Origin of the sequence: Prevotella scopos JCM 17725, assembly GCF_018127785.1 — a bacterium.
Classification (GTDB): Bacteria; Bacteroidota; Bacteroidia; order Bacteroidales; family Bacteroidaceae; genus Prevotella; species Prevotella scopos.
The window spans coordinates 380,595-398,038 of sequence record NZ_CP072389.1; the positions used below are offsets into that span (position 1 = coordinate 380,595).

Consider the following 17,444-nt stretch of genomic DNA (forward strand, 5'->3'; position numbering starts at 1 on the left):
GCAGTGTTTTCTGCTCAAAAATCTCAAATGTTGAGCCGTATGGGCATACCTGCCCCTTCCATACCTGCCTATGGATGGATATAAATCACCTTATCTTTTTATCAAGCCACCTTCTTCATGTCCCTGGCCATCAGCCTTGCGGCAAGAATGGCGGCATTAGCCGTATGGATTCCGAAGAAGAGCAGTAATGTTTCGCTGAACATGTTACGTGCCTTGATGCGCCCAACGGCATAGTGCTGTTTCTGATTCCCGAAGCTGCCCTCCATTACAGTGGCCCTGAGGTTTCCAATAATCTTTCTCGCCGTCCTGAGACATTCTGATTCTTCTTTGGGCTTGGGACCTTTTCTGACGAAACAGGTGGTTATGCCTTTTTCCGTACACATTGTTCGGTTGGCATTGTTGGCATATATGGAATCGGCACCGACACGCTTAACTTTGACCCCCGTCAGAGATTCCTGATACTCAACACATTGCTTAAGACGAACACCCTCGTTGAAAGCCTCAAAGCTGTGGTGCTCTATGAATGATATGCCGTCAATCTGTATGTTGTTGACCTTTGCCCCAAACTCCACACGCTTGTTTTCCTTGCCCCTGACAATGGGACGGAGGTAGGGACGGTCGATGCTGACAATACGGTGCCTGACTTCCTTGCCTGAAAACAAGGCTGACTGTTGGCGGAATACGGCACGTATGGCGGATAGACGCTTTTCCTGTTCTGCCGACAGGCTGATACAAGGGCTATACAATTTGCAAAGACGGTACCACTGAGAAAGAAGTTTGGAGAGCAGTTTCAGAAGTCTTCTCCTGAGCTTGCGCGTGGATGATGCTGTGTGCTTGCGCTGCTTGGCGTATGCAAGCCTAGCCTTGTCAACATCATTATACTTGCTCCTCGGAACACGCTCCGACAGGTGCTTACACTCGGAGACAAGCAGCTTGTGAAGCCAATGGCAACACTCCCAGAGTAGCTTGATGTCTGTCGGGAAGCGCAGGTAGCTCTCATAACAGGTCGCATCCGTCAGGCATAGGTCCTTGTCCTTGAGGCTGTCTTTCCATTTGGCGTACAATATGCCCTGAAGGCTGTCTATGTCAAGAAGACGGGCAAGACGGTTGCGTATGGCACTTACAATCTTTCCATCCCTAATGGGACAGGAAGGGTCTATCAGAGCGTCACAGAACATCTGCATGTGGATGCTTCCGTTAAGCATCTCTATCAAGCCATCGTCAGACAGACCTGTGTATGACTTGAGGAACATCAGGGCTATTTCTCCCTCACACGAAAAAAGAGGCTTTTTGCCCCGCTTGCTCTTATGGCTACGACTCGTACATGCTGCTGCCAACTCCTTAAGTGGGAGCTGGGAATGGATACGTCCAAGTTCGCTTTTTGCAAAGCTGTCACGATAGCTCTGTAAAAAATCAAACTCTGTAAAGGGCAAAGTTGGTGTTATATCAGAAATTTTTTGTATCTTCACGACGTTTTTTTTAAATTTTTCCCCCGATTCTGCCCGTGAAGGGTCGTTCGGGGGATTTTATGTAAAGGTACAAATAATATATTACACTGACAAACAATTAGTTAGAAAAATTCTGAATATCCCTATATTAAATTTTCAAGTAAGTGTAAGCGTATTCCGCATCATTGGTGCTTACCAAGGCACCATTGATGCTACCCATCAGTGCTATACATGATGGATGATATTATGGTGTAACCATACTTGATGTTCTAATTAAGAAAGCATCGGCGATAGGTGATAAGCCTATATAGTAGGTTTATAATATCTAAGTATGCCTAGTATTTCTGCGTTTTCTGCCTTAGAACCAATTGTTATGCGCAAACAATTGTTGCATAACGATAGGTTTGAACAATTCTTAACTTTAATACTTTTTTCGCATAGATAGTTATAAACCTTTTGTGCATCTTTCATTTGCGCTAAGAAGAAATTAGCATTTGAAGGATAAACTTTCTTACAACAAGCTAAAGTCGAAAAGGCATTTATCATACGTTTCCGTTCTAGCAGTAGTATCTTGTTCCAATCCTCAATGTCATAGCGATGCTTAAGCGCTTCCAGTCCTTGTACTTGTGTAAGTTGACTGATATTGTAAGGGGCCTTCACTGCATTGAAGATGTTGATGATAGCCTCTTGTGCATAGACCGCACCTAAACGGATTGCTGCATTAGCCCAAGCCTTTGAGAAAGTGTTGAGCACTATCATATTTGGAAACTCTGAGACCCGCTCTCTGAAGTTTCGTGAGTGTGAGAAGTCTGCATAAGCTTCATCTATGACAACAATACCAGTAAATTCATTCAAGACTTTCTCAACCTCTTCAACATCCAGAATGTTACCGCTTGGCGTATTAGGCGAACAGAGCCAAATTAACTTTGTCTGTTTATCACAAGCCTTAAGAAGCTCTGAAGCTTTCAATTGAAAGTCTTCATTCAAGCGAACAGGCCGGTACTCAACTTCATTCAATATTGCATAACGTTTATACAGTTCACAGGTGGGATCGATGGATACTACATTATCAATTTTAGGTTGACAAAATATACGATAGCACATGTCAATCGCCTCAGTAGAGCCATTGTTCAAGAAAATCTCTTTGGATTTAACGCCTTTCAGCTTAGCTAATTCTTCCTTTAGTGTTGTCTGATTTTCAGAAGGATAGCGATTGTAAGGTTTGTTGTAAGGGTTCTCGTTAGCGTCAAGCATGATGTGAGTCGTACCTCTTTCCTGCTTCTCTTTAGGAGTATAATCGAAAGAAATGAATTCTCTAATGTTGGGTCTAATCAGTTTTTGTAAGTCTATCATATTACGTCTATTAGTAGGTTAGTAGTTGTTACCTCCCTGCCATAAGTAGCCTTTATCGTCTTCTGAACTCTGCACAAACAATTGATGTTGCGATTGCTACGTTCAATGACTCGGCTGTCTCACGTTCTGGCGGATAGTTGGGTATGAAGAGCTTTCGATTAATCTTCGTTCTTAGCTGTGGGGATATGCCCTTTCCTTCATTGCCCATTACTATCATTCCGTGACGAGAGAGTTCTTGTGCATAGATATTATTGCCATCGAGTAGGGTAGCGTAGATGGGATAATCAGTAGGGAGTTGGTCTATCATTTCATACAAGTTTAGATAATGAAGTTTCACTCTTGCTATACTTCCCATTGTTGCCTGAACAACCTTTGGATTCCAACAATCTGCCGTTTCATGCGAGCAGAAGATATCCTCAATGCCAAACCAATCTGCAATGCGAATGATTGTACCAAGATTGCCAGGGTCTTGTACACCATCAAGTGCTAAAACAAGTTGGTTCTCAATGCCTTCTTTGAATAATATTAAGTAATCATTCATAGTGTTTGAGGCTACTTCTGGTAGTTTGAAAACGCCCAGTAGAGACTGTGGGTGTTGGAGAAATGAGACCTTATTGATGTCTTCTATATTGTCTAATATATCTTCAGCCACAAATCCCTCGTGTAGTAGATCATTGACAACTTTGGGTCCTTCTGCTACAAATAATCCAACTTTCTCTCTTCCTTTTTTGGTCTCAAGAGAACGGATAAGCTTTATCTTATTTTTTGATATCACCTCGCAAAATTACAAAAAACTATCCACTCGTCATCCATTACTTCTTAACTTTTTACTACCTTTGCATAAAATAAATTAGGATATCAATGTTATTTTCAAAATCATATAGATTTCTTACACCACTCTTTATCGTGATGACTACGCTTGTGATCATAGCATGTTCATCAGATAAGTTTGTTCCTGATGGGCAGTACCTTTTGGACAAGGTAGAGCTTCGTTCTGATAGGAAAGACGTAAACTCGTCGCTACTGATGCAATATGTACGTCAGAAAGGAAACTCACGTTGGTTCTCTCTCTTTAAAATTCCATTAGGAACCTATGCGATGGCAGGACAAGACACGACGAAATGGATAAATCGTACACTCCGACGGATGGGCGAGGAGCCTGTATTGTATGATTCTGTGCAGGCTCGTCTTTCTGCTGAGGATTTAACGGTTGCGATGCAGAATATGGGTTATATGAACGCTACGGTTGATGTTGATAAAAAGGTTAAAGGTAAGAAGCTTACGCTTAATTACCAACTTCATCCCGGTGATCCATATATCATTGATCAATTTAATTACGATATAGAGGATTCAATTATTGGAAAAGTACTTGCTTCTCACCTTAACACGGATACCAAACCTCCTCGTCAGTTCACCGTAACATCATTGGATGATGAACGTAAAAGACTCACGCATATACTGAATGATTCTGGATTCTACCGGTTTCATAAGGATTTTATCTATTATACTGCCGATTCAACACAGGGCAAGCAGCATGTAAACGTAACGTTACACTTGATGAAATATGTTGAGCATAGTGAAGCTGAACCAACGCTACATCCACGTTATATCATCAATAATGTTAATTTTATTCCGGCTGATTCAACTGGTTTCCATCTTAGAAAAAGTGTTTTGGAAGACAATACGCTGATTGAGAAAGGAAAATACTTTTCAGCGACAGACTTACAAAAGACCTATAACAACTTCTCTCGGCTTGGTGCAGTGCGTTATACGAATATCAATTTTAGAGAACTTCCTCGCTATGATAGTCTAGTGATAGGTAAGAGCTTTGGTTATACCACCTCTTCTACACATTATTTAGATGCAGATATACAGGTATCAAACAACAAACCTAATACTATCTCTTTCCAACCAGAAGGAACGAATACTGCTGGAGACTTAGGTGCTGCAGCTGTACTTTCTTATCAGAATAGAAACCTCTTTCGAGGTAGTGAACATTTAAGTTTGGAGTTTCGAGCAGCCTTTGAAGCGATTAAAGGACTTGAAGGGTATAAGAATAGTGATTATGAAGAGTATAGCGTACAGGCACATCTTCAATTCCCTCGTTTCTTAGCTCCTTTTGTTTCAAAGAATTTCAAGCGGAAGAGTAGTGCTACCTCAGAAGTCTCAGTAGGTTGGAACCTACAAAATAGGCCTGAGTTCCATCGTCGTGTCTTTTCTTCTGCGTGGAAGTATCATTGGTTAGACCCAAATCGACATCTTACATACGACTTTGATCTACTTAATCTTAGCTACGTGTATATGCCGTGGATTAGTGAGACGTTTAAGCATGATTATCTTGATAATGCAACAACACGTAACGCTATTTTACGATATAATTATCAAGATTTGTTTATCTTGCGGACTGGCTTCGGACTGAATTATAGTTGGGCCAATCAAGCTTTCAGAGCAAAAGTGGAATTGGCAGGTAATGTGTTGAATGGTTTAAGTGGTATCTTCAATTTCAAAAAAAACAGCGAAGGGAAACGAACATTGTTCAACATAGCCTATGCTCAGTATGCTAAGTTCGACTTTGATTATACAAAGGTACTGCGCTTTGACGAACGTAACGCCTTAGCCTTACATGGTGGCTTTGGTATAGCGATTCCTTACGGTAACAGTACCGTACTGCCGTTTGAGAAGCGATACTTCTCGGGTGGTGCAAACTCTGTTCGTGGATGGAGTGTAAGGGAGTTAGGACCAGGTAAGTTTAAGGGAGTTGATGGTCGAATAGACTTCATTAATCAAACTGGTGACATGAAGCTTGACTTAAATGCAGAGTATCGTACGCACCTGTTTTGGAAACTTGATGCGGCAGCGTTTATCGATGCAGGAAATATATGGACATTGCGTGATTATGAAGATCAGCCAGGAGGACAATTCCGTTTCAAAGACTTCTATAACCAGATTGCTGTTGCCTACGGTCTTGGATTACGTCTCAACTTCGATTACTTCATACTTCGTTTTGATGGTGGTATGAAAGCCATAAATCCTGCCTATACAAGTGCGGAGGAACATTATGTTTTATGGCATCCTAATCTGAAGCGAGACTTTACGTTCCATTTTGCGGTAGGGCTTCCATTTTAATCAATTCATAGATATACGGATAATTAATTATTCCTAAAACTAGGGTATCTGAACTGGCAAATATAAACAATAATTTTGTCTATCAAAATACTTTTGTTACATTTGCCTAAAATAAAAAATGATGCTGAAATTTTTATCTTTTGGCAGTGGTAGTAGTGGTAATTGCTATCTTTTATATACTGACACCGATTGTTTGATGATAGATTGTGGTGTTGGTATTCGTTCCTTAAAGAAGCATTTTCACAACTATGGTCTGCAACTAAATATGGTTCATAATGTGCTTATCACCCATGATCATGCCGATCATGTCAAGTCCGTTGGGTCTATTAGCGGTGATTTGCAACTACCGGTATATTCAACAGAGGAAGTTCATAAAGGAATAAGTCAAAACTGGTGTGTAAGACGTAAAGTCGATCCACAATATGTTAGAAACCTAAAAAAGGGAGAGGAAGTTGGTATTGGTGAATTCAAAGTAACACCTTTCGAAGTGCCTCATGATAGTACTGACTGTGTTGGTTATTCAATAGAAAATGATGGTATTCGTTTCACATTAATCACTGATTGTGGACATATCACAGATGAGATAGCACGATTTATTTCTATCAGTAATTTTTTGGTAATAGAGGCAAACCATGAGCCGGAGAAGTTAGCAGCAGGTCCCTACCCACGACATTTGAAGGAGCGTATTAGCGGACCTAATGGTCATCTGAGTAATGAAGCTTGTGCGAAAGCACTCGTTGAGAATGCCTCGCCTGCTTTGCGTCATGTATGGTTATGCCATTTGAGTGATGAGAATAACCATCCTGAACTAGCTAAAAAGACGATAGAAACGGTTTTACGTGATAGTGGTATCATCATTGGAAAAGAGTTCATGCTTGATGTCCTGAAACGTAAAATACCAAGTGAAGTGTACGAGTTATATCCTTAAGGATGCTTTTTTTATCTCGTGTGCAGATGATGTATTTGTTTGTAAATCAACGAGATTTGCCTATACGGATAGTATTGAGCGATGAATGAGATAGCATTTTTTAACTTATAAATTGTGTAATTATTCCAAAATACTTGTAACTTTGCAAACGATATAATTCAATTAAAATTTAGGTTTAACATTATAAACAAAAGCATTATGAAGAAGTACGAATGCGAGACATGTGGTTATATTTATGACCCAGAAGTTGGTGATCCAGATAGTGGCATTGAGCCAGGTACAGCATTTGAGGATATCCCAGACGATTGGGTTTGCCCTCTTTGTGGTGTAGGTAAGGATGATTTCAAGCCTGTTGACGAGTAATCAATTTATAACTATAGAATAAAAAGCCCGCTCATTCGATGAGTGGGCTTTTTCTTTAAGTTCGTCATAGAAGTTGACTAACGAGTGGGAGTCCCAAGAAAGTGTAAAAAGCAAAAACTACATAGCCGATGACAAGAGTGACATTTTGTCCTTACGATATTTAAATAAATATGTGCAAACGTTTTTTAGGGCATGGATTAAAAATGTTTTATAAATTTGTTGTTCTCACATGAAATCGGTATCTTTGCATATAGGTTATTTTAATCATAATAAACTAAAAACGGGAAACGTGAAATATAAATATATCATCATATTGTTGTGTTTTATTCCTTCTTATCTCTTTGCGCAGAATATAGAGATTGGTTCTTGTACAACTAAGGACGGGGGACAATATCATGGTCAGATGTTCCGTGGGAAGCCAAATGGCAGAGGTAAGACTACTTATAAGAATGGTAATGTCTATGAGGGTGATTATATCAAAGGATTACGTCATGGTGATGGTACTTATAAGTTTGCTGACGGTGAGAAATATGTTGGTCAATGGTTCCAAGACCAGCAACACGGACAAGGTGTTTATTATTTTGCTAATGGTAATCGCTATGATGGTCTTTGGTATAAGGATTATCAACAAGGACAAGGTACAATGTATTATTACAATGGTGATAAGTATGTTGGCAATTGGGAGCATGACAAGCGAAATGGTGAAGGGAAATATATTTTTGCCAATGGCGCCTTTTACGAGGGAAGTTGGAAAAACGATATAAAGAACGGGTATGGAAGTTTTAAATGGCCAGATCATTCTTCTTTTACAGGAAATTGGGTGAACAACCTCAAAGAAGGAAAAGGTGTTTATATTTATGCCGATGGTGACGAATATAATGGTGAATGGAAAAATGACCTACAGAATGGAAAAGGCATCTATAAATTCAAAGATGGTGAAAGCTATGACGGAGAATATTTAGATGGTGAGCGTACCGGACAAGGCATCTTCCGTTATAAAAATGGTGATCAATATTCTGGTCATTTCTTGAAGGGACTTAAGTCAGGCTATGGAACAATGTCATGGCATAATGGAGATATTTACACGGGCTACTGGGAAAAAGATATGCAGAACGGACAGGGCAAGTTGACCAAGAAAAATAATGATGTTTATGAGGGGCAATTTAAAAATGGTTTAGTTGAAGGCCTTGTTATTATTCACTATGCTGATGGCAGTAAGTTCCGAGGTAGCTACCATAATGGCAAACGTAATGGGACTGCTGTTGAAGAATCACCTGAAGGCGTGCGTTTTGAGGGTAGCTATCGTGATGACAGACGTGATGGTAAGTTCATTGAGCGTGATAAAAATGGTAATGTGACTGCCAGCGGTTATTACGAAAACGGGAAACGTCATACGAACTAATCTTTACAAAAAATATAACAAATAACATAAAGCTTTTCTACCATGGTAACGAAGAAAATCGCAACAACGAAGACTCCTGTTAAGGATGCTTCTGTAAGAAAGACAAAAGCGAAGGAGCCATCTCATATAGGACTCGTAAAGAATGATCCTTATCTAGCTCCTTATGAGGGTGCTATTCGTGGACGCTACGAACATGCACTTTGGAAGTTGAATCAGCTTACACTGAATGGAAAGATGACCCTCTCTGATTTTGCAAATGGTTATAACTATTATGGTTTGCATCAGACGGCTGATGGTTGGGTATTCCGTGAATGGGCACCTAATGCAACAGAGATTTTCCTTATTGGTGATTTTAATGGTTGGACAGAGCAGAAAGCATATCAGTGTCATAAGATAAAAGGAACTGGGAACTGGGAACTGACACTTCCACATGATGCAATGCGCCACGGACAGTATTACAAGATACGTGTGTATTGGGAAGGTGGTGAAGGAGAGCGTATCCCTGCTTGGGCACAACGTGTTGTTCAAGATGAAACAAGCAAAATATTCTCTGCACAGGTGTGGGCCCCTGAAGCCACATACGTTTGGAAGAAGAAAAGCTTCAAGCCACAAACTTCTCCACTCTTGATTTATGAGTGTCATATCGGTATGGCGCAAGATGAAGAGAAGGTAGGAACGTACAATGAGTTTCGCGAAAAGGTGCTGCCACGTATCATTAAGGACGGATACAATGCTATCCAGATTATGGCAATCCAAGAACATCCTTACTATGGTAGCTTTGGTTATCACGTTAGTTCGTTCTTTGCAGCCAGTTCACGTTTTGGAACTCCTGAGGAGTTGAAAGCGCTGATAGATGAAGCTCATAAGAATGGCATTGCCGTTATTATGGATATTGTTCATTCTCATGCTGTTAAGAATGAGATAGAAGGCTTAGGTAATTTAGCAGGCGATCCTAATCAATACTTCTATCCAGGCGACCGCCATCAACATCCAGCATGGGACTCTCTATGCTTTGACTATGGTAAAGACGAGGTGCTTCATTTCCTTTTGTCTAATTGTAAATATTGGTTGGAGGAGTATCATTTTGATGGTTTCCGTTTCGATGGTGTGACATCAATGCTATATTATAGTCATGGGTTAGGTGAAGCATTCTGTAATTATGCCGATTACTTTAATGGACATCAGGATGATAATGCTATTTGTTATCTAACACTTGCCAATTGTCTTATCCATGAGGTGAACAAGAATGCCATCACCATTGCAGAAGAAGTATCTGGCATGCCAGGTTTAGCTGCAAAGTTTAAGGATGGCGGCTACGGCTTTGATTATCGTATGGCAATGAATGTTCCAGACTACTGGATTAAGACTATCAAAGAGTTGCCTGATGAAGCGTGGAAGCCATCTTCTATCTTCTGGGAGATCAAAAACCGTCGTTCAGATGAGAAGACAATATCTTATTGCGAGTCGCATGACCAAGCATTGGTGGGTGACAAGACCATTATCTTCCGTTTGATAGATGCTGATATGTACTGGCACTTCCGTAAGGGAGACGAAACAGAGATGGTTCATCGCGGTATTGCTCTACATAAGATGATTCGGCTTGCCACGATAGCAGCTATCAATGGTGGTTATTTGAACTTTATGGGAAATGAGTTCGGACACCCTGAGTGGATTGACTTCCCACGTGAAGGCAATGGATGGAGCTATAAGTATGCACGTCGTCAATGGAACTTGGTTGATAATAAAGAATTATGCTATCATCTATTGGGTGATTTCGACCGTGAGATGTTGGAAGTTGTCAAAAGTGAGAAGAAGTTTAATGAGACTCCTATTCAAGAGATATGGCACAATGATGGTGATCAGATATTGGCATTCAGCAGAGGAGAATTGATTTTTGTATTCAATTTCTCACCTATACGTTCTTATTCAGATTATGGGTTCTTGGTACCAGAAGGTTCTTATAACGTAGTCTTAAACACTGACGCTAAAGAGTTCGGTGGTTTTGGATTTGCTGATGACACTGTAGAGCACTTCACGAATGCTGACCCTCTTTATCAGCAAGATCACAAAGGTTGGCTCAAACTTTACATACCAGCGCGTAGTGCTGTTGTATTAAGAAAGAAGTAAAAACAATGATGGAAAGTAAGTTTATGCATGCTGTTTGTACAGTACTATTTTGTTCATTCACATTTTGCTATCTATTTTTCTTCCAAGCAGATGTAATGACAGTAGTACAACATTTGGCTTCTGGAAGGCAAACCTTCTATGACCCATTGTTAGGTGCACTATTGATAACGCTTACTTTAAAGTTGCTCCAAGTGGGCGTAAGCTCATTGGTCAAGTTAAACAAGCGTGGTTTTGGATTGACTTACTTTCCTTCTTTTCTGGTTCTTACAATCATCTCTGATCTACAACCAACATCCAATAGTGTTACATTTGGTAATTGGTTATGGGTTGCTCCATTGTTATTGGTGGTTTATACTTTTGTAATGCTTGCTGTCAAACGCTTCGAACCTTATGAACCCGAACTGCGTAGCTATGGACCATTCTCACAAATAATATGGATTAACCTCTTAATATTTCTTTGTTTCTTTTTATTTACAGGGCTTTTCAGTAATAGTGACCGCTATTTCCATCAACGTGCTAAAGTTGAGGCTTTGATCGACAAGAAAGATTATGCGGGTGCGCTGAATATTGTGCGAATCATGTCACATACTGACTCTGTCACCTCTATGCTTACGGTCTATGCTGTTGCTCGTCGAGGACATTTGTCAGATAGTCTCTTTCATTATCCTTTAATGGGAGGTGCAAGTATATTACGCCCAGGGAAAGTTCATTCGTGGTTATTGCCTGATAGCGTTCTCTATAAGGTAACTTGTAAATCAGCTAATTACCAGCTGGTTGGTTTCTTATTAGATCGTAATCTCTATGACTTCGCCCGTTATCTCCCGCAGTATTACCCTTCTGATAGTCTTCGTCCGCGCTACTATAAGGAAGCACTTAAGATACTATCGCTTAAGAAGCAAGGATTAAGACTGATACCACCTTATGGAAAAGGAAGTTATGCTGCTTATTATTATCAGAGATAGTTTTTCATTTATAGTTAGGAATGAGGTATAGCAATTGAGCATATGCTGTTTTTGTTTATCTTGTTGTTTTAATACAGGTCAACCCTTTTATGTTTCTTCTAATACGCGATTGGTGTTGATAATATACACAATTGGTGCCGATGGTAAAAACGAATGGTGTTGAGCATATGCACTACTTCTTAAATTCATGTTATTCTTTCTTCATGCTAATCTTTTTGAATAAAAAAACCTATCCCCTTTTGCTTTTACAGATTGTAAGCAATGGGAATAGGGATTTTAGTGATTGATTTAGCCGTTATAGATTAAAGAAAATGACTCTTGCAGAGGTTTATTCTGTGAGGGTTATCTCTTTGTTGTTCATGGTGTAGTGGAAGGAGATGGTATAAGAGAGTCCATCTAATATGGTTCTTATATCCTTACTTCTCTTGATAACACCAGTGTAAGTTCTCTTATTATCTAATTTTGAATTAACAATAATCTTATAATCGTAGAGTTGCTCAAGGATATGAGCAATCTCTTTGATTTGCATATTGCTGAATGGAATCATATCGTCATGCCATACCGCGTCGATTGGGGCATAGCTATTTTCAGTCGTAATGGCTTTTGAATCTTTGCTGATAGTAGCTTTCTGGTTTGGATGAAGAACAACTTTTCCCTCTCCGTTGAGTCCAGTAACTTCCAATCTACCTTCTATCAAGCTGATAACTTCTTTTCCATCAGCAGCTTGTCCTTTGAAGTTGAAGGTTGTTCCCAATACCTTTGCTGAAGCCGCATCACTCTTTACTATAAAAGGCTTTTTAGCGTTCTTTGTGACTTTGAATAAGGCTTCACCCTTTAAGTTAACCTTTCGTTCGTTGCCATCAAAGTCTTCTGCATAACTGATGGTTGTTCCTTTATTGAGCCATACAATAGATTTATCCGGTAGCACTACCTTCTTTACCTCATTCATGGCAGTAATCGTGGTTATCTCAGCTGATTGGTATAGGAAGGCAAAGAGTCCTCCTCCAATCAATAATACTGCTACAACGATGGCTGCTGCATAACGGAAGAGGTGGATTCTGCTATTATTAATTGTTTTTTCTTCGTATTCTTTAATCTGGTTGAATAATTTAGTTTCGGCTTCTTCAATTTTCTTAGATGAGGCAATCTGGCTGTTTTTCCCTAAATGGTAAGCTAAATCCATCTCGAAGAATTCCTTTTGGTTTTCCTCCGAGACCGCTAACCATTCTGCCAGCTGCTCCATCTCTTTGGCAGTTGCTTTGCCAACAAGATAGTCTTTTATAATCTTATTATTGATTTCACTCATTCTTTTTTGTTTCAACTGAAGCGAATTTATTTTAATATTTTTGTAAGCTGTTTTACCGCAACTCTTTACTTATAACAACCTAGTTGGCTTTTTTACGTAATAGGAATTAAAAAAAAATGTTATAAAGAATGCTGTCTTGTTTGCTTAGGTGTTCGTTTAACATAGTTTACTCATGGTTGAAATAGAATTCTTTTCATGATAAAAAAACTTTCTTTTCATGGAAATAATTATTTCTTTTCATGAAGAAAAATATTTTTCTTCATGAAAATAATTTCTGCAAGCAGTCATTTTCTCCTTGGAATAGTCTTTACGCGTGTTGTTTCAGTCGTGCTCTTAAGGTCTTTAAAGCCTTGTAGAGATGCACCTCAACCGTACGAATTGAGATACCTAATTGCTCTGCTATCTCCTTGTTTTTCTTGTCGTGCTGGTAACTCAGTATGAAAACTTCGCGACATTTAGCCGGAAGTTCTCCAATGGCGTCGTTGATTTGCTTTCTTGTCTCCAGTCCTTCAATATAGCCCATCACGTCATTAGCCTCTGGGTTATAGTAATCTAACTTGAACTGCGTAACCTTCTTTACGCTGTCAGCATGATTGTTTACAATGGTGCGATGCTTAATGACATTCAGGGCACGAGTATAGACAATTCGATAGAGGAAAGCCTTAATATGGCTTTCGTCTTCAATATCTTCTTTGCGTTTCCACAACTCCATGAAAGCTTCCTGCACGATATCCTCTGCCTCATCGTCTTGTACAAGCCGAGTAGCATAAAAGGAGAGGGAGGGATATAATGCCCTAAATATCTGGCGGAACCTTTGCTCTGGTAATGTCATTGTCTATTTTTTAGCCCTGCTGTATCCAGTTCTATCCTATCTACAATTTTATCTTTTGCGAGGGTGTTTACAGGAGATTTTGTATTTATGAACAAAGATACACTTTTTATATCTGTTTAGACGAACGAGCGGGTTAATTTATGTGAAATGGGCATAAGCCATCTTTATTAAATAAAGATAATTGTCTATCTTTGTGTGTATAAACTCAATGTGTTGTTAGTGTATTGTAAAATAATACTATTTGAACTGATTTCATGGTGATAGTTGATAGTCCGAAAGTATTACTTTTCCTCAGAACGTTTATGTGTGCCTTTCTTTTGATGATAGGTGTACATAGTACTTCTGCACAGGTGTCACTAACAACTAATCAAACTGATTTAAGGACTGTTATACAACGAATTAAAACTAAAACTAAGTATCGTTTCTTCTACGATGATGCACTTGGTAAACAGAAGGTTAATGCTGTTTCTATAAGTAATTTACCTATTGATTTCGTGTTGAGTAGGCTCTTTGAAAATACAGGGATAACTTATAAAATTATTGATAATATTATCTATCTAAAGAAGGAAAAAGCAGCTATAAAATATCGATATACGAATAGCACGGAACCAACTTACCAACAACGTAAGAGAGAGGAACCTGTTATACCAACGCTCTATACCTTTAATGGGAAGGTGCAAGATGTAGCGGGTAATCCTATTATTGGTGCAACCATTATGGTAAAGGGTAGTTCTAAGGTTCGTGCATTGTCTGATTTAGAGGGTAAATTTATTTTGAAATCAGAAAAGCCAAACCCTATTTTGGTTATATCTTGCATTGGTTTTGATGCAATAGAAAAGTATATAGAGAATAGTGATCATCAGTTATTTGTTTTGAAGGAGAGTTCCTTTGAGTTAGCGACAGTCTTTGTAACAGCCTTAGGTATCAGCCGTTCGGGTACAGCCCTGAACTATAATGTCAAGCAGATGGAGGGTGAAGAGCTAAACAAGGTGAAGACAACTAATTTTGCAAACGCTTTGGCAGGCAGAATGGCAGGCGTTTCTGTCAATGAATCAGCTGCCGGAATGGGAGGCGCAGTACGTGTGGTAATGCGTGGGCCGAAGTCTTTGGCACAGAGCAACCAACCTCTTTACGTGATTGATGGTATTCCTATCAATAATCGTAGTAACGATGATATCAAAGGAGGTATCTATTCGTCGCAGCCAGGCGCAGAGGGTATTTCTGATATCAATCTTGATGATATAGAGAGTGTGTCAGTGCTCAGTGGTGCAGCAGCAGCGGCTCTCTATGGGTCGGCAGCAGCGCAGGGTGCGGTGATGATAAAGACTAAGTCAGGCAGAGTAGGTAAAACTTCTGTGGAGTTTTCTACAAGTACACAGTTTCTCTCTTCTTTTGTATTACCAGAATTTCAGAATGAATACGGCAATCGTACTAATGAGATGAAGTCATGGGGGACGAAAAATGCTTCAGGTACTGGTAGTTACACGCCTAACGACTTCTTCCGTACAGGAGTAAACTTTACGAATAATGCAACAGTGATGTCAGGGACAGAGCACAATCAAGTCTATCTTTCTTTGGGTTCCTCTACAGTGCGTGGTATCATTCCGAATAATGTTTTTGAACGTTATAATCTTACATTCAAGAATGTTTTTACGGCATTACAAGATAAATTAAGGCTGACTTTCTCTTTCAAGTTTGTTAGAGAAAATGATAGGAATATGTTGGCGCAGGGGCAATACTTCAATCCGCTGACATCTGTCTATCTCTTCCCACGTGGAGAAAGCTTTGATGCTATTAAGGAGTTTGAAACTTATGATGCAGTACGCAATATCAATTTGCAGAACTGGAACTATGGAGATGACTTGAAGATGCAAAACCCTTATTGGGTTACTAATCGTATGTTGAAGACAACGAAGCGTAATAGATACCTCACTGACTTTGGTGTGAAGTATCATTTTACGACTTGGTTAGCCCTTGAAGGAAGACTCCGTTGGGATGAAGCTGTAAACAAATTGGAAGACAAACGATATGCTTCAACGCTTGATATTTTTGCTCACTCGCCTTACGGATATTATAGTTACAGTAAGCTAAATGACCGTTCTTTCTATGCAGATGTTATGGCTGATGTCTCTAAACGATGGGGCGACTTGTCGCTTGTTGCTAATGTAGGTACGGCTTTCACTAATAAATCTTATGATATTGCTGGTTTTCAAGGAGGGTTAAAGGCTCCTTCGAATATTTTTACTCCTAACGGCATCGACTATAGTAGAGTGTCAAGTGATAATCGGCCAATCTTTGATATAACGCGTCATGCAATTCATTCGGTACTTGGAAGTGTAGAGTTAGGCTGGCAAGAACGTGTTTATCTCACGATGACAGGACGTAACGACTGGGATTCGTCGTTGAGTAATACAGCTCAGCAGTCCTTCTTCTATCCTTCTGTGGGTATGTCGGCTATTCTCTCAAAGATGCTTAGGTTGCCAAAGTTTGTTGATTTCTTGAAGTTCCGTACTTCGTGGGCTTCAGTTGGATCCGCTATCTCTCCTAATATTTCATCCTCATGGCGTTATGAGTATATCCCTTCAACAGGTACTTACCATACGGTCACCTATAAGTTTCCTGATAACTTCTATCCTGAGCGTACAAACTCATGGGAAGTTGGTATGACGGCTCATTTGTTTAAGGAAACCATGTCAATGAAGTTTACGCTTTACCAATCGGACACGAAGAATCAGACCTTCCTTCGTCAAATTACGCTTGGTGGTGCTTTTAATCGTGAGTACATACAAGCTGGAGATGTACGGAACAGAGGATTAGAGTTGAGTGTAGGCTATAATAAGAAGTGGAAGAATCTTCGCTGGGAGACGAATATGACTTATAGTACAAATGATAATCAGATTGTACGATTACTTGACAATCCTAACGAAACGCTCCGACAAGGTGGGCTAAATGGATGTGAAGTGATATTGACACAAGGTGGTACGATGGGTGATCTCTATACATTCACTGATTTTAAGCGTGATGCACAAGGGAATATTCTCGTCAATGCTGATGGGCAGGTGATGCAGATGGAGTTGTCATCACCAAATTTAGTTGGATCCGTTTTGCCGAAAGCACATCTTGGATTGAAAAATAATTTCACATGGAAGAGATTTGAGTTAGGGATGCTGATAACGGCCCGTTTAGGTGGAGTCTGCGTGTCACAGACACAAGCTTTCATGGATTCGTATGGTGTTTCTAAGAAGACAGCCAGACTAAGAAACAATGGTGGCGTTACTGTTGGTAATCAGTTAGTTTCAACGGAGAATTTTTATACAATCGTTGGTGGAGATACTCCTATTTGGGGGGAGTATGTTTATAGCGCTTCTAATGTGCGAATCAAAGAGCTTTATTTGGGTTATACCTTTGATAAACTGATTCGCGGAGCAAAGGTGTCGATTGCTTTGACAGCGAGAAACCTTTTGATGCTTTATTGTAAAGCACCTTTTGATCCTGAAGCTACCCCTTCAACGGATATTTATTACCAAGGATTTGATTATTTCATGCAGCCTAGTCAACGTTCGTTGGGCTTTAGTATCAATGTAAAACTTTAAGATG

The 17,444-nt window shown here is 39.7% G+C and carries 12 protein-coding genes; 7 read left to right on the plus strand and 5 right to left on the minus strand.

Features of this window, described 5'->3' with window-relative positions:
• Nucleotides 1-101: 101 nt before the first annotated feature.
• The 3 genes from J4856_RS01385 to J4856_RS01395 form a co-directional block, all read right to left on the minus strand.
• On the minus strand, nucleotides 102-1,469 hold the full coding sequence (locus J4856_RS01385) for a DDE transposase (protein ID WP_211817815.1): 1,368 nt from the start codon (nucleotides 1,467-1,469) through the stop codon (nucleotides 102-104).
• Nucleotides 1,470-1,751: 282 nt separating this feature from the next.
• Nucleotides 1,752-2,801, minus strand: coding sequence for a histidinol-phosphate transaminase (gene hisC, locus J4856_RS01390; protein ID WP_025839398.1), 1,050 nt, complete (start codon nucleotides 2,799-2,801; stop codon nucleotides 1,752-1,754).
• 52 nt (nucleotides 2,802-2,853) lie between these two features.
• Nucleotides 2,854-3,576 (minus strand): RNA methyltransferase, encoded by a 723-nt coding sequence (locus tag J4856_RS01395; RefSeq protein ID WP_025839400.1) that lies wholly within the window; start codon nucleotides 3,574-3,576, stop codon nucleotides 2,854-2,856.
• A gap of 86 nt (nucleotides 3,577-3,662) precedes the next feature.
• On the opposite strand from J4856_RS01395, the gene tamL reads away from it, so the two are divergent.
• The 6 genes from tamL to J4856_RS01425 all read left to right on the plus strand — a co-directional run bounded on the left by tamL (nucleotide 3,663) and on the right by J4856_RS01425 (nucleotide 11,709).
• Nucleotides 3,663-5,927 carry a translocation and assembly module lipoprotein TamL gene (gene tamL, locus J4856_RS01400; RefSeq protein ID WP_025839402.1) on the plus strand — a complete coding sequence of 755 codons (2,265 nt, stop codon included), beginning with the start codon at nucleotides 3,663-3,665 and terminating at the stop codon, nucleotides 5,925-5,927.
• 121 nt (nucleotides 5,928-6,048) lie between these two features.
• Nucleotides 6,049-6,855: an MBL fold metallo-hydrolase gene (locus J4856_RS01405; RefSeq protein ID WP_025839405.1), complete on the plus strand. Its 807-nt coding sequence runs from the start codon at nucleotides 6,049-6,051 to the stop codon at nucleotides 6,853-6,855.
• A gap of 198 nt (nucleotides 6,856-7,053) precedes the next feature.
• Nucleotides 7,054-7,218, plus strand: a complete 165-nt coding sequence (gene rd / locus J4856_RS01410; protein ID WP_025839407.1) for a rubredoxin — start codon at nucleotides 7,054-7,056, stop codon at nucleotides 7,216-7,218.
• Between the two features lie 289 nt (nucleotides 7,219-7,507).
• Nucleotides 7,508-8,620 carry an MORN repeat-containing protein gene (locus tag J4856_RS01415; protein WP_025839409.1) on the plus strand — a complete coding sequence of 371 codons (1,113 nt, stop codon included), beginning with the start codon at nucleotides 7,508-7,510 and terminating at the stop codon, nucleotides 8,618-8,620.
• A gap of 42 nt (nucleotides 8,621-8,662) precedes the next feature.
• On the plus strand, nucleotides 8,663-10,747 hold the full coding sequence (locus J4856_RS01420; RefSeq protein ID WP_025839411.1) for an alpha amylase C-terminal domain-containing protein: 2,085 nt from the start codon (nucleotides 8,663-8,665) through the stop codon (nucleotides 10,745-10,747).
• A 5-nt stretch (nucleotides 10,748-10,752) separates the two neighbouring features.
• A complete protein-coding gene (locus J4856_RS01425) occupies nucleotides 10,753-11,709 on the plus strand; it encodes a hypothetical protein (protein ID WP_065368018.1) in 957 nt (318 codons plus the stop codon).
• A 328-nt stretch (nucleotides 11,710-12,037) separates the two neighbouring features.
• Here J4856_RS01425 and J4856_RS01430 read toward each other — a convergent pair whose 3' ends face one another.
• Together J4856_RS01430 and J4856_RS01435 are read right to left on the minus strand one after the other, a co-directional pair.
• Nucleotides 12,038-13,015 carry a FecR family protein gene (locus tag J4856_RS01430; RefSeq protein WP_025839412.1) on the minus strand — a complete coding sequence of 326 codons (978 nt, stop codon included), beginning with the start codon at nucleotides 13,013-13,015 and terminating at the stop codon, nucleotides 12,038-12,040.
• Between the two features lie 307 nt (nucleotides 13,016-13,322).
• Complete coding sequence (locus J4856_RS01435; protein WP_025839413.1) at nucleotides 13,323-13,847, minus strand: RNA polymerase sigma-70 factor; 525 nt, start codon at nucleotides 13,845-13,847, stop codon at nucleotides 13,323-13,325.
• Between the two features lie 254 nt (nucleotides 13,848-14,101).
• On the opposite strand from J4856_RS01435, the gene J4856_RS01440 reads away from it, so the two are divergent.
• The gene (locus J4856_RS01440) at nucleotides 14,102-17,440 is read left to right on the plus strand and encodes a SusC/RagA family TonB-linked outer membrane protein (RefSeq protein ID WP_025839416.1); all 3,339 of its coding nucleotides are present in this window, start codon (nucleotides 14,102-14,104) and stop codon (nucleotides 17,438-17,440) included.
• Nucleotides 17,441-17,444: the final 4 nt, after the last annotated feature.

Coding starts and splice junctions, on each gene's coding strand:
- hisC (WP_025839398.1), bottom strand. CDS start 2,801: ATGATAGACTTACAAAAACTGATTAGACCCAACATTAGAGAATTCATT.
- tamL (WP_025839402.1), top strand. CDS start 3,663: ATGTTATTTTCAAAATCATATAGATTTCTTACACCACTCTTTATCGTG.
- J4856_RS01405 (WP_025839405.1), top strand. CDS start 6,049: ATGCTGAAATTTTTATCTTTTGGCAGTGGTAGTAGTGGTAATTGCTAT.
- rd (WP_025839407.1), top strand. CDS start 7,054: ATGAAGAAGTACGAATGCGAGACATGTGGTTATATTTATGACCCAGAA.
- J4856_RS01420 (WP_025839411.1), top strand. CDS start 8,663: ATGGTAACGAAGAAAATCGCAACAACGAAGACTCCTGTTAAGGATGCT.
- J4856_RS01425 (WP_065368018.1), top strand. CDS start 10,753: ATGATGGAAAGTAAGTTTATGCATGCTGTTTGTACAGTACTATTTTGT.
- J4856_RS01430 (WP_025839412.1), bottom strand. CDS start 13,015: ATGAGTGAAATCAATAATAAGATTATAAAAGACTATCTTGTTGGCAAA.
- J4856_RS01435 (WP_025839413.1), bottom strand. CDS start 13,847: ATGACATTACCAGAGCAAAGGTTCCGCCAGATATTTAGGGCATTATAT.
- J4856_RS01440 (WP_025839416.1), top strand. CDS start 14,102: ATGGTGATAGTTGATAGTCCGAAAGTATTACTTTTCCTCAGAACGTTT.